Source organism: Sphingopyxis indica, assembly GCF_032879645.1.
GTDB lineage: Bacteria > Pseudomonadota > Alphaproteobacteria > Sphingomonadales > Sphingomonadaceae > Sphingopyxis > Sphingopyxis indica.
In genome coordinates this window covers 2,516,818-2,528,498 of record NZ_CP076394.1, presented here as the reverse complement: position 1 = coordinate 2,528,498, position 11,681 = coordinate 2,516,818, and the positions used below count along the sequence as shown (strand labels likewise).

Here is an 11,681-nt window from a genome sequence, read left to right as displayed (position 1 = left end):
CGGTTATGGCTGCGCCGGTTCACGCAGTTCTTCCGGCGGCAGGGCGTTGGTGGGTTTTGAGCCCCACAAGGCGTAGAAGAGGACGTAGAGTTCGCAGGCGACGGTGAGCCAGAAGCTGTTCTGGAGGCCGACGGTGTCGGCGAGCCAGCCCTGCACGACGACGAGCGCACCGCCGGCGATCGCCATGATCAGCAGGCCCGATCCTTCCTCGGTCAGCGGACCGAGGCCCTTGATCCCCATTGCGAAGATCGCCGGGAACATGATGGAATGGCACAGTCCGACGAGGATCAGGCACCACATCGCGACCGGCCCATGCAGGGTGGCGGCGCCGATCATCACCAGAAAGGCGGCCGAGGCATAGACGGCGAGCACCTTGTTGGCGGGAAAGGCGCGCATGATGAAGGCCCCGGCAAAGCGGCCGACCATCATTCCGCCCCACAGCAGCACGAGATAATTGGCTGCCTTGGCGGGGGTGATGCCCGCGATCTCGGGCAGGATGGCGAAATTGATGAAGAGGTTCGCGACGCCGATTTCGGCGATCAGGTAAATGAAGATCGCAGGGATGCCGAAGGCCAGATTGCGATGCTTGTAGATCGGGTGCGCCCAAAGCTTCCACAGCGGGACGGTCGTGCGCTCGGAGGCATGGGCGCGGCGGGTTGCCGCTCCCAGAGCGGGCAGCTTCGCGCGCCAGAAGACCAGGGCGATGATGACGAGCACCGCCGCGACCATGACATAGGGCAGCTGCGTCGCCTGCGCGTCGGCCAGCCGCTCCGCCGCGGTGAGCTGCGCGCCCTCGAGCGAATTGCCCCCGGTCGTCCGGCTGAGAATGAGATAGCCGCCGAAATAGGGCGCGAAGAAGGTCCCCATCGAATTGAACGCCTGCACCAGCGTGAGGCGCGATTCCGACGATTCCGGCGGTCCGATCACCGCGACATAGGGGTTGGCCGCAACCTGCAAGAGCGCGATGCCGCACGCGATCACGAACAGCGCGAGCAAGGTGATCTCGTATGACGGGATGCGGGCCGCCGGGACCATGCCCAGCGCACCGGCCGCCATGATCAGGAGCCCGATGATGATCGCCCTCTTATAGCCGACGCGCTCGATCAAAAAGGCCGACGGCATGGAGGCGACCGCATAAGCGATGAACCACACCGATTCGATCAGCGTCGTCTGTGTATAATCAAGCTCGAACACGCTGCGCAGATGAGGAAGCAGCGTGTTGTTGATGACCGTGATGAACCCCCACATGAAAAAGAGGCTCGCAAGCAGAGCAAGCGGCCTTCCGTAGCCGCCGGATTTACGGTGCGGCGGAGCGGCGACAGGGGTTGCGTGGGAAACTGGGGGCAAGCGGCTCATCCTCTCTCGAATCTTATTTGTATGAGTATATACCCCGTGTCGATCGGTCAATATTCGGATTGTGTCCGATCCATGCGGACTGCACCAGCCGACACGTTGATCCGTCACCACGACCGACCCTGTCAATCCGCCGGGCTTCCGGGCTCATTTTCCATCCCAAGGGCCATGATCCGTTCGGCATTGCCCGCAGGCAGGGAACGTCCCGCGCGGCTTCGCCGCAGCCATGCCCGTCCACGACCTGCCTGCCATTCGAGCCACATCTCCGCGCGGCCGACGATCCCGCCGAGCTCCAACCTGCCGCCGCGTCAGGCGGTCAGCCCAGCGATTGCGGAAAAACTCCGTGACGGGCGCCGAAAGCGGCGAAGAGCCCGGGCCATGCAGATACGGGTTCGCTCGCAGGCGGGTGTACACCGAAGCCGTGGCCGCCCCGGTCGAAGATGTGGAGCGCGACAGGGCGCGCCTTGGCCTGCATTGCCCCGAACAAGGCGATGCTGTTGGCGGGCGGCACCACCTGGTCGTCGGCCGCATGTACAAGGAATGTGGGCGGCATATCCTCCGTGACCCGAAGCTCTACCGATCGTGCCCGCCGGGCCGCCTCCGTCGCGCCGGGGCCGAGCAGCGCGTCGCGCGAACCCGCGTGGGTGAACGACGCGTCGAGGCTGACCACCGGATAGATTAGTCCGGCAATATCGGGCCGCGCCGAAAGGCGGTCGGCTTCGTCAACCCGCGCATAGACGGATTCGGCATGACGCGCCGCCAGCGACCCGGCCAGATGGCCGCCGGCCGAAAAGCCGAGCACCGCGACGCGATCCGGCAGGATCCCGAACTGGCGTGCCCGGGACCGGATCAGCCGCATCGCGCGCTGGGCGTCCTGCAGCGGCACGTCCTCGCGATGCTGCCATCCTTCGTGCGGCAGGCGATAGAGGAGAATGAACGCGGTGATGCCGCGCGCGTTGAGCCAGTCGGCCTGACTGGTTCCCTCATTGTCATAGGCCTCGAACCAATAGCTTCCGCCGGGAATCAGCAGAACCGCGGCACCGTTGGGCTTCGCGGGCCGCCGGACCACCAGCGTCGGCCGGTCGATCCCCCTGATCCAGCGGTCGGGATTGCTCGGGTCGTGCGACTGATCGTCGATCTTGCGGACGATGGGCGCGCCGGTTGCGCCGGGCGGCGTACCGGGCCACAATTCGATCACTTCGTCGTTCGGCGTCGACAGCGCTGGACGCGGCGCCGCGGCGATGGCGAGTCCGGCCCCCAGGACCGCACGACGGCTGACGTTCGACATTCCCCCCAATTCTCCCGCTGCAAACATTGACTTTGTCGGCTTCGTCAATGGCCGAATGATTTGTATGAGTATATCTTGAACCCGCCGGTCGTCAATAGATCGGCGTCGGTGGCCGGCGGCAAGGGTTTGCCGAGCCGTGAATCGCGCCGAACGCAGCCACCGATCGCGTATATTGTCTTAGTTTTTTCCATCCGCTAGAGGGGCTCTCAAAGCAGGACATCGGGGGAGGCATCGGTGCGGTCGGCAACACTACTATCGCGGGTCGCTTCAATTCTGATCGGGATGGCGCTGACGGCGGCCCCGGCAGAGGCGCGGCAATGGCCCGAGGGCCGACGGGCGGCCGTGGTGCTGACCTATGACGATGCCTTGCCCTCCGATCTCGATATTGCCATTCCCGCGCTGGATGCGGCCGGCCTGAAAGGGACGTTTTTCCTGATCGGCAATGCACTGCTACCGGAACAGATCGCGCGCTGGCGGGCCGCTGCGGCCGAAGGCCACGAGCTTGGAAACCACACTATTCGCCACGCCTGCCCGCAGACCAATTATCCGCCGGCGAGGAAGCTCGACACCAGCGAGGCCTATGATGTCCCGATGATGCTTGCCGAAATCCGGACGATGAACACCATGCTGACGGCGATCGACGGGAAGTTGCAACACAGCTTCGCCACGCCTTGCGGTCAGCATCTGGCTGGCGGTGTGGACTACCTCTCCGAACTGCGCGCCAGCGGACTGGTGCGCTATACCCGCAGCGCGGGCTGGCCGGGCGGCGAGGATCCCATGGATGTGCCGTGCCGCTGGTTCGACGAAAAGGCGACAGGCGCCGATATGATCGCTGCGGTCAAAAGTGCCGAAGAGGCCGGCGACCTGTTGGTTCTCGGCTTTCACGGAGTCGGCGGCGATTATTTGAAGGTATCCGCCGAGGCGCACGCGCAGCTCCTCGCTTATCTAAAGGACCATTCCGACACCATCTGGGTTGCGCCGTTTTCGACGGTCATGGATTACGTCACCAGCCACCCCGAAGGCTAGGGCGGATCGACATTCAGCTCTGGCGGCCTGCAAATGGCGTCTTTCCGCGCTTCCGGTGCTCATGTGCAGAAAGCACGCTGCGCGCCGGGTCACGGAAAACCGATGGGGCCATGCGGCATTGGAGCGTGGCGGAGCGGGAGGGATTCGAACCCTCGATACGGTTTTGCCGTATACTCACTTTCCAGGCGAGCGCCTTCGACCACTCGGCCACCGCTCCGCATCTGCTCTGGAAGGGGCGCCCTAATCGCTTGGCGGGGGTTTCGCAAGCCGGTTGGGCGTGGCAGACAGGCGCGATGAGACAACTGCTCCTCGCCGCGACCGCGGCCGCCGCGCTTTTGCTTCCCGTCCATGCCGAAGAGGCGGCGCCCGCGCCGTCACCGGGGGAAATTGTCGAAGCCGCAGCGGCGGGGGAGTGGGTGCGCATCGCGCCTTCGGACCTGCTGGTGATGGATCTCGCCCCCGACGCGGCGGGCAAGCCGCGGCGCGTCGTCATCCAGCTGATGCCGCCGCCGTTCAGCCAGGGCTGGATCGGCAATATCCGCAAGCTCGCCGCGGCGCATTGGTGGGACGGCACCGCGATCACGCGGGTGCAGGACAATTATGTCGCGCAATGGGGCGATCCCGATGGTGAGGATGCGGTGAAAGCGAAGCCGCTGCCGGACGGCTTGGCGACGGTGCCGGAGAGCGAGTATCGGACACAATGGATCGAGTTGAAATACGACAAGTCCATGAAGCCGTTGCTTGAAAAGTGGAGTGAAGGCGGATCGGCCGAGACCGGGCCGCGATCGGCCGATGTTGGCCCCGATAATTATGCTGCTGCATATTTGTTCGACCGTGGCTGGCCGCTGGCGACTGATGAAGACTATGAATGGCCTGTCCACTGCTACGGCATGGTCGGCGTCGGCCGCAACCTGTCGCCCGACACCGGTTCGGGGGCGGAGCTCTACGCGGTCATCGGTCACGCGCCGCGCCATCTCGACCGCAATATCGCGCTGATCGGGCGCGTCGTGAGCGGGATCGAACATCTGTCGAGCCTGCCGCGCGGCACCGGTCCGCTCGGCTTCTATGCCGACCCCGCGCAGCGCGTGCCGATCGCCTCGGTCCGGCTCGCGAGCGACCTCCCCGAAGTCGGGCGGCCGGCGTTCGAATATCTGTCGACCGAGAGCGACAGCTTCGCGCGCTATGCCGACGCGCGCGCCAACCGCCGCGACCCCTTCTTCATCCGCCCCGCCGGCGGCGCCGACATCTGCAATATCCCGGTGCCGGTGCGCGCGGTGGGGGGAAAATAGTGGAGAGCGTCGCCATCACCACCCCGCTGTGGCGCTGGACATCCAGCGCTGGCCCGGCGGCGTGGTATTTCCTGACCATTGCGGGCGAAGCGGCCGACGCGATTCGGCTTGCGGCGATCTCCGGGCAATGGCTCGACGGGCGGCGCGGCTTCGGATCGGCGCGGGTCGAGGCGCAGATCGGCGATACCGTTTGGAAGACCTCGGTGTTTCCGCATCGCGAGAGCGGCGGCTGGCTGCTGCCGGTCAAGGCGGCGGTGCGCAAGGCCGAGGGGTTGGCCGAGGGCGATGCGGTGGCGGTAACCGTCAGTCTTTAGACGGCGCCTCGGCCTTGGCTTCGCGCGCCTGCGCTTTGCGTTTGCGCAGATTGGCGCGCAGCGCTTCGGCAAGGCGGCGTTCGCGTTCGAGGTCGGCGGGGGAAGGCGGCTTGCTCACGCCGCCGTCATTCTCGCGAAATCTCGGCTTCGTCAAGCCTCGCACCTTGACAGCGGCAAGGCGCGCCGCCATAGGCCGCGCCTGCCCCGCGGCGATCCGCCTGCGGCCGGCCGGAACGCTGCTGTAGCTCAGTGGTAGAGCGCACCCTTGGTAAGGGTGAGGTCGAGAGTTCAATCCTCTCCAGCAGCACCATCTATCCACACCCCTCCTTCGAAAGCGCCGGCATGGCGCGCGTTTCGCGGCGGTGATTTGCGCGCTTTACGGCGCGCCGCGCGCCGGGTTAAGGACGGGGGCGGGCGCCTCATGCGCCGGGCAGGGAAAGCAGGGGCATGAAGGACAGCGGCTATCCGCCGGTAACCAACGATCGCTGGGCCTTCATGGCGATATTGATCGCGGTATCGGCAGCCTTCGCCTGGATTTTGCTGCCGTTTCTCGCCGCGATCCTGTGGGCGGTCATCGCCGCGATCCTTTTCACGCCCATCTATACGCGGCTGCTCGGAAAAATGCCGCGGCGCCCGAGTTCGGCGGCGCTGCTGACGCTGTTGCTGATCGTCGCGCTGGTGATCGTGCCCGCCGCGATCCTGACCATGGCGCTCGTCGGCGAAGCCACCGCCATCTATGACCGTATCCAGTCGGGCGACATCGACCCGGCGCAGATCGTCGCGACCTTTCGTGCGGCCATGCCTTCGTGGGTGACCGGCTTCCTGCACAATCTGGGCATCGACAATCTTGCGGAGGTCCGCACGAGCTTCGGCGCAGGCGCTGCAGACGGCGTCCGCGCGGTTCTCGGCCAGGCGCTGCAAATCGGGCAGAGCCTGTTCGGCCTGCTCCTCAAGCTCAGCGTGATGCTCTATCTCGCCTTTTTCCTGATCCGCGACGGGGAAGGCCTGAAACGGCGCGTCGCGGCCGCGGTGCCGCTGCGCAGCGACCATCTCCACCGCCTCGTCGAGCGCTTCATTGTCGTCGTGCGCGCGACGATCAAGGGCACGATCGTGGTCGCGATTCTGCAGGGCCTGCTCGGAGGCCTCATCCTGTGGGCGCTCGGTATCGAAGCGCCGCTGCTGTGGGGCGTGCTGATGGGCGCGGCGTCGCTGATCCCGGCGGTGGGCACCGGGCTCGTCTGGGTGCCGATGGCGCTCTATCTCTTCTTTACCGGCAGCTTCTGGCAGGGGGCGGTGCTCGTGTTCTGCGGGCTGTTCGTGATCGGCATGGTCGACAATGTGCTGCGCCCGGTCCTCGTCGGCCGCGAGACGCGTATTCCCGACTATGTGGTGCTGATCACGACGCTGGGCGGGCTGCAGCTGTTCGGCTTTCACGGCATCGTTATCGGCCCGGTGGTCGCGGCGATGTTCATCGCGGTGTGGGATATTGCGACCGATATGCGCAGCGAGGCGCTGGGGGCGCCGCCGCCCGTCTGAAACCGGTCAGATGCGCGCGTCGAGCAGCCAGTCGTGGAACAGCTTCACCGCCGGCTGGCGCAGCGCGCGCGGGCGGCAGACGAACCAATAGCTGTACGGGCTGTCGACGTCGAAATCGAACAGGCGGACGAGGCGGCCGTCCTGCGCGTCGTCGAAATGATGGCCGTGCATGAAGGCGACGCCGATCCCCTGCGCCGCGGCTTCGAGCATCAGCGGCCCCGAATCGAAGAAGTCGATCCCCGCGGGCTCGAGATAGGGCATACCGACGGCATTTTTCCATTCGGCGAAGGTTTCGGGCATCTCGCGGTGGAGCAGGATCGTCATCCGCTGGAGCTGTTCGGGCACGGTAATCGGCCGGTCGCCGTCGGTGAGGTCCTTCGACGCGATCGGGAAGACCTTGTCCTGGTCGAGCCGCGCCGCATAGAGTGCGGGGTCGATCGCGCGCGCGAGCGCGATCGCGGCGTCGATCCCTTCGCCGAGCCGCGCCTCGCCGTGCGACAAGGTGTCGATGTCGATATGCAGTTCGGGATGCTGGCGCCGCAGCGCAGGCAGACGCGGGAAGAGCCGCTGCTGTGCGAACAGCGGCAATACGTTCAAATGCAGGCGCAGCGAGGCGTCGGGGCTGCCGACATTGGCGATCACGCTGCGCAGTTCGTCGAGGATCGGCGCGAGCTGATCCTGCAGCGCGCGTCCCGCTTCGGTCAGCCGCAGTCCGTGGTGGTGGCGGTTGAACAGCGGGCGCCCGACGGCATGTTCGAGCGTCTGGATGCGCCGCGACAGCGCGGGCATCGACAGGCCGAGCTCGCTCGCCGCCGCCTTCACCGTACCGTGGCGCGCGACTTCCAGAAAGGCTTCCATGCTGCTGAGGGGAGGGAGGCGTGCCATGATCGTTGCGCCAATGATGACATGACACCGCGCGCCGCGCCAGATACTTTTGTGCAGTGCGGCATGGATTGCGCTTACGCCGGGGTCTCGAAAAGAGGGAACGCGTTCCCTATCTTCGGCATTCTGACTATTTTGCGGGAGACACGCCTTGGCCGATGCACCGGTGAAAGAAAAGCAAGTCAAGCTGCAGGTTGCGAATGCCAGGGCCGAGGAAAGCGGCGGCGGCATTGCGCGCATCCCGCGCGCGGCGATGGCCGAACTCGGCGTGACCGAGGGCGACGCGATCCAGATCACCGGCAAGCGCGAGACCGTGTCGCGCGTGATGGCGCCCTATGCCGAGGATGAGGGGCTGAACGTCGTTCGCCTCGACGGGTTGCTGCGCGCCAATGCCGGGGCGGGCGCGGGTGACATGGTGGCGCTGAGCCGCGTCGAAACGCGCCCCGCGACGCGCGTCGTCTTTGCCCCGGCGCAGCAGAATCTGCGCCTCCAGGGCTCGGCGATGGCATTGAAGCGCAGCTTTTTCGGCCGCCCGCTGCTCGCCGGCGACACGGTGGCGACCGCGGGACAGCAGCGGCTGCCTGCGGGCGACATGCCGCCGCAGCTCCGCCAGATGCTCAATGCGCCGGCCTATGCGCTCGCCGAAGTGCGCCTGATCGTCGTGTCGGCGGCGCCGAAGGGTGCCGTCTTCATCGACGAAAATACCGAGGTCGAGCTGCTTTCCGAATATCAGGAACCGCACGACGCGCGGCGCACCGACGTCACCTATGACGATCTCGGCGGGCTCGGCGAGACGATCGACCAGCTGCGCGAGATGGTCGAGTTGCCGCTGCGCTACCCCGAACTGTTCCGCCGCCTCGGCGTCGATCCGCCGCGCGGCGTGCTGCTGCACGGCCCGCCGGGAACCGGCAAGACGCGGCTCGCGCGCGCGGTCGCGAACGAAAGCGACGCGCAATTCTTCCTGATCAACGGGCCGGAAATCATGGGCAGCGCCTATGGCGAGTCCGAAAAGCGCTTGCGCGAAATCTTCGAGCAGGCGGCGAAGGCGGCGCCGTCGATCCTGTTCATCGACGAGATCGATTCGATCGCGCCCAAGCGCGGACAGGTGACGGGTGAGGCCGAAAAGCGCCTCGTTGCGCAGCTTCTGACATTGATGGACGGGCTCGAGCCGCGCACCAACCTGGTGGTCATCGCCGCGACCAACCGTCCCGACGCGGTTGACGAGGCGCTGCGGCGTCCGGGCCGCTTCGACCGCGAGATCGTGATCGGCGTTCCCGACGAAAAGGGGCGGCGCGAGATACTCGGCATCCATACGCGCGGCATGCCGCTCGGCGCCGATGTCGATCTGGACGAACTTGCGCGGACGACCTTCGGCTTCGTCGGGGCCGACGTCGCGGCGCTGACGCGCGAGGCGGCGATCGAGGCGGTGCGGCGGATCATGCCCAAGCTCAACCTCGAAGAGGGAACGATACCGCCCGAAGTGCTCGAAGAGTTGAGCGTCACGCGCGACGATTTCCTGAACGCGCTGAAGCGCGTCCAGCCTTCGGCGATGCGCGAGGTGATGGTGCAGGCGCCGACGACACGCTGGAGCGACATCGGCGGCCTCGACGCGGCGCGCGACAAGATGGTCGAGGGCATCGAGCTGCCCTTGAAGCATCCCGAGGCGTTCCGGCGGCTCGGCATCCGGCCGGCCAAGGGGTTTCTGCTCTATGGCCCGCCGGGAACCGGGAAGACCCTGCTGGCGAAGGCGGCGGCGCGCGAGTCCGACGCCAATTTCATTGCGATCAAATCGTCGGACCTGCTCTCGAAATGGTATGGCGAGAGCGAGCAACAGATCGCCCGGCTGTTCGCGCGGGCACGGGCGGTGGCGCCGACGATCGTCTTCATCGACGAACTCGACAGCCTGGTCCCGGCGCGCGGCGGCTCGGCGGGCGAGCCGCAGGTGACCGAGCGCGTCGTCAACACGATTCTCGCCGAGATGGACGGGATCGAGGAGATGCAGTCGGTCGTGGTGATCGGCGCGACCAACCGGCCGAATCTGATCGACCCCGCGCTGCTGCGTCCGGGGCGGCTCGACGAGCTGATCTATGTCACCGTGCCCGACGCGGGCGGGCGCAAGCGCATTTTGGAAATCCACACCGGCAAGATGCCGCTGGCGGAGGATGTCGATCTCGATGCGCTCGCGACGCGGACCGACCGCTTCACCGGCGCGGATCTGGAAGATCTGGTTCGCCGCGCGGGGCTCGCGGCGCTCAAGCGCTCGATGCAGAGCGACAGTGTGACGATGGCCGATTTCGAAGCCGCGCTGAAGGATACCCGCGCCTCGGTGACCGAAGCGATGGAGCGCGACTATGAAAAGATTCAGGGCGAGATCAAGCAGAACGCGATGAGTGTCAATCCGATCGGCTTCTTCGCGCCGGGGATGCTCAAACCCGTCCGCGACCAGAAGCATGGCGAGGATGAGGCGAAGGACTGAGCGAATCCAATCCCTCCCCGTCAGGGGAGGGCAGCGAGACTTGGCAGCTTGCTGCCTAGTCGCAGCGGCTGGGGCCTATCGGCCTTGCGCTTGGCTGTGAGGCCCCACCCCAACCCCTCCCCTGAAGGGGAGGGGCTTGATTCCGCCTCTAGCTTGCGAGCGGACTCTGCCGCAGCGCCGACCAGCCCCACAGCACGAGCCAGACGCAAAAGCCCGCCATCAGTCCATAGGCGACCATCGCGTGCCAGTTATAGAGCAGCACTCCGATCGCCGGCGAGACGATATAGGCCGATCCGTTGATCGAGGCGGTCATCCCCGCGACCGCGCCCTGGTCGCGCCGCGGCACCGACAGCGATGCGCCCGCGGTGAAGCCGGGGCGGAACAGGCCGAAGCCGAGCGACGCGGTGGCAAAGCCGATGACGATCGCGTGCAGGTCCTGCGACAGCCCCGTCATCACCGTGCCGATCGCGCCGAGCGCGGCGCCGACGAGCACCGTCGTGCGCGGCGTCAGCTTGAGCAGCGGAATGAGGCCCCATTGCGCGAGCAGGGTGGCAAAGGCGCCCGCCATCAGCACGATGCCGGTGATCGCGGCGCCCTCGTCGGGATTGGATCGGAGGTGCAGCCGGTCGAGGATCAGAAAGCCGATCACGCCGAGCATCATCGCCTGCGCCTGGCCGCCGAGGAGGCCGGCTAGCAGCCACGGCCGCGCGCGCTGGTCCGACCAGCGCAGCGGCGCGTGCGGCGCGTCGTCGGCTTCTTCCTCGTCGTCGCTGCGCGCCGGGTCGGTGGTGCCCGAGGTGGGGTAGGGAGCGATCGAGCCGCGCGCGGCAAAGCGCGGCGTGTCGTTGGGCAGCCGCCAGCGCAGCATCACGAGCACGAAGAGGCCGATCAGCGCAAAGACGATCAGCGGTCCCGACAGGCCGAGGATCGGCAGGATGAAAAAGGGCGCGACCGCGGGACCGATCACCGTGCCGAGGCCGAAGGAGGAGGAGACGAGCGACAGCGCCTGCGTGCGCTCGTCGGGGTCGGTGCGCGCGGCGACATAGGCCTGTACCGCGGGCGGCGCCGCCGAACCGAGCGAGCCATAGAGGCTGCGGAAAAGCGCGAAGAGGATGAAGGTCGGCCCCGCGGCGACCCATCCCGACAGGCCGGCCCATAGCGTCAATCCGCACAAGGCCATCGAGGCGAGGAAGCCGACGATGCCGAGCGCCATCAGCGCCTTGCGTCCGCGCTTGTCCGACTGGCGCGCCCAGTGCGGCGCGGTGAGCACCCAGAGCAGCGCCGACCAACTGAACGCCAGGCTGACCCAGACGTCGGGAATGTGCAGCTTGGCGCCGATCGCGGGCAGGATCGACTGCATCGCGGTGTTGCCCGCCGCGGCGACCAGCATGATCGCAAAGAGAACGGCCATGCGGTCGGCGGGAATCGAGCGCGATATCGTCGACAAATTCGCTTCCCCCTTTTGCCACCGGCCATCGCGGACCTGCCTCTCCCTACAGCCGGGGGCGCCGCTGTCC

General features: G+C 66.6%; 10 protein-coding genes and 2 tRNA genes. 6 read left to right on the top strand and 6 right to left on the bottom strand.

The window, feature by feature from the left end; all coding sequences use genetic code 11:
• Window positions 1-3 precede the first annotated feature (3 nt).
• Together KNJ79_RS12115 and KNJ79_RS12110 are read right to left on the bottom strand one after the other, a co-directional pair.
• Window positions 4-1,356: a sugar MFS transporter gene (locus tag KNJ79_RS12115; protein ID WP_317151235.1), complete on the bottom strand. Its 1,353-nt coding sequence runs from the start codon at window positions 1,354-1,356 to the stop codon at window positions 4-6.
• A 313-nt stretch (window positions 1,357-1,669) separates the two neighbouring features.
• Entirely contained in the window at window positions 1,670-2,641 is a 972-nt protein-coding gene (locus KNJ79_RS12110) for an alpha/beta hydrolase (protein ID WP_317151234.1), read from the bottom strand.
• A gap of 282 nt (window positions 2,642-2,923) precedes the next feature.
• On the opposite strand from KNJ79_RS12110, the gene KNJ79_RS12105 reads away from it, so the two are divergent.
• A complete protein-coding gene (locus KNJ79_RS12105) occupies window positions 2,924-3,667 on the top strand; it encodes a polysaccharide deacetylase family protein (protein WP_317151233.1) in 744 nt (247 codons plus the stop codon).
• 126 nt (window positions 3,668-3,793) lie between these two features.
• On the opposite strand, the gene KNJ79_RS12100 is transcribed toward KNJ79_RS12105, so the two are convergent.
• A tRNA-Ser gene (locus tag KNJ79_RS12100) sits at window positions 3,794-3,884 on the bottom strand.
• Window positions 3,885-3,960: 76 nt separating this feature from the next.
• Here KNJ79_RS12100 and KNJ79_RS12095 point away from each other — a divergent pair.
• Window positions 3,961-4,956 carry a peptidylprolyl isomerase gene (locus tag KNJ79_RS12095; protein ID WP_317151232.1) on the top strand — a complete coding sequence of 332 codons (996 nt, stop codon included), beginning with the start codon at window positions 3,961-3,963 and terminating at the stop codon, window positions 4,954-4,956.
• A complete protein-coding gene (locus KNJ79_RS12090; protein WP_317151231.1) occupies window positions 4,956-5,270 on the top strand; it encodes a DUF1905 domain-containing protein in 315 nt (104 codons plus the stop codon). The genes KNJ79_RS12095 and KNJ79_RS12090 overlap by 1 nt, the downstream gene beginning before the upstream one ends.
• Here the strand turns inward: KNJ79_RS12090 and KNJ79_RS12085 are convergent.
• Window positions 5,260-5,460, bottom strand: a complete 201-nt coding sequence (locus KNJ79_RS12085; RefSeq protein ID WP_317151230.1) for a hypothetical protein — start codon at window positions 5,458-5,460, stop codon at window positions 5,260-5,262. The two genes, KNJ79_RS12090 and KNJ79_RS12085, sit on opposite strands and share 11 nt — an antisense overlap.
• A gap of 45 nt (window positions 5,461-5,505) precedes the next feature.
• Here KNJ79_RS12085 and KNJ79_RS12080 point away from each other — a divergent pair.
• A tRNA-Thr gene (locus KNJ79_RS12080) sits at window positions 5,506-5,580 on the top strand.
• Window positions 5,581-5,717: 137 nt separating this feature from the next.
• The gene (locus tag KNJ79_RS12075) at window positions 5,718-6,806 is read left to right on the top strand and encodes an AI-2E family transporter (RefSeq protein ID WP_089217124.1); all 1,089 of its coding nucleotides are present in this window, start codon (window positions 5,718-5,720) and stop codon (window positions 6,804-6,806) included.
• A gap of 6 nt (window positions 6,807-6,812) precedes the next feature.
• Here the strand turns inward: KNJ79_RS12075 and KNJ79_RS12070 are convergent, their stop codons facing one another.
• Complete coding sequence (locus KNJ79_RS12070; RefSeq protein WP_317151229.1) at window positions 6,813-7,691, bottom strand: LysR substrate-binding domain-containing protein; 879 nt, start codon at window positions 7,689-7,691, stop codon at window positions 6,813-6,815.
• A gap of 148 nt (window positions 7,692-7,839) precedes the next feature.
• Between KNJ79_RS12070 and KNJ79_RS12065 the strand changes: the two genes are divergently transcribed.
• Window positions 7,840-10,164, top strand: coding sequence for a CDC48 family AAA ATPase (locus KNJ79_RS12065; protein ID WP_317151228.1), 2,325 nt, complete (start codon window positions 7,840-7,842; stop codon window positions 10,162-10,164).
• Between the two features lie 148 nt (window positions 10,165-10,312).
• Here KNJ79_RS12065 and KNJ79_RS12060 read toward each other — a convergent pair whose 3' ends face one another.
• Window positions 10,313-11,575 carry an MFS transporter gene (locus tag KNJ79_RS12060; RefSeq protein ID WP_089217174.1) on the bottom strand — a complete coding sequence of 421 codons (1,263 nt, stop codon included), beginning with the start codon at window positions 11,573-11,575 and terminating at the stop codon, window positions 10,313-10,315.
• Window positions 11,576-11,681: the final 106 nt, after the last annotated feature.

Bases quoted from the DNA above. Each gene is read 5' to 3' on its own strand.
- KNJ79_RS12075 (WP_089217124.1), top strand. From the start codon at position 5,718: ATGAAGGACAGCGGCTATCCGCCGGTAACCAACGATCGCTGGGCCTTC.
- KNJ79_RS12105 (WP_317151233.1), top strand. From the start codon at position 2,924: ATGGCGCTGACGGCGGCCCCGGCAGAGGCGCGGCAATGGCCCGAGGGC.
- KNJ79_RS12060 (WP_089217174.1), bottom strand. From the start codon at position 11,575: ATGGCCGTTCTCTTTGCGATCATGCTGGTCGCCGCGGCGGGCAACACC.
- KNJ79_RS12085 (WP_317151230.1), bottom strand. From the start codon at position 5,460: ATGGCGGCGCGCCTTGCCGCTGTCAAGGTGCGAGGCTTGACGAAGCCG.
- KNJ79_RS12095 (WP_317151232.1), top strand. From the start codon at position 3,961: ATGAGACAACTGCTCCTCGCCGCGACCGCGGCCGCCGCGCTTTTGCTT.
- KNJ79_RS12110 (WP_317151234.1), bottom strand. From the start codon at position 2,641: ATGTCGAACGTCAGCCGTCGTGCGGTCCTGGGGGCCGGACTCGCCATC.
- KNJ79_RS12115 (WP_317151235.1), bottom strand. From the start codon at position 1,356: ATGAGCCGCTTGCCCCCAGTTTCCCACGCAACCCCTGTCGCCGCTCCG.
- KNJ79_RS12070 (WP_317151229.1), bottom strand. From the start codon at position 7,691: ATGGCACGCCTCCCTCCCCTCAGCAGCATGGAAGCCTTTCTGGAAGTC.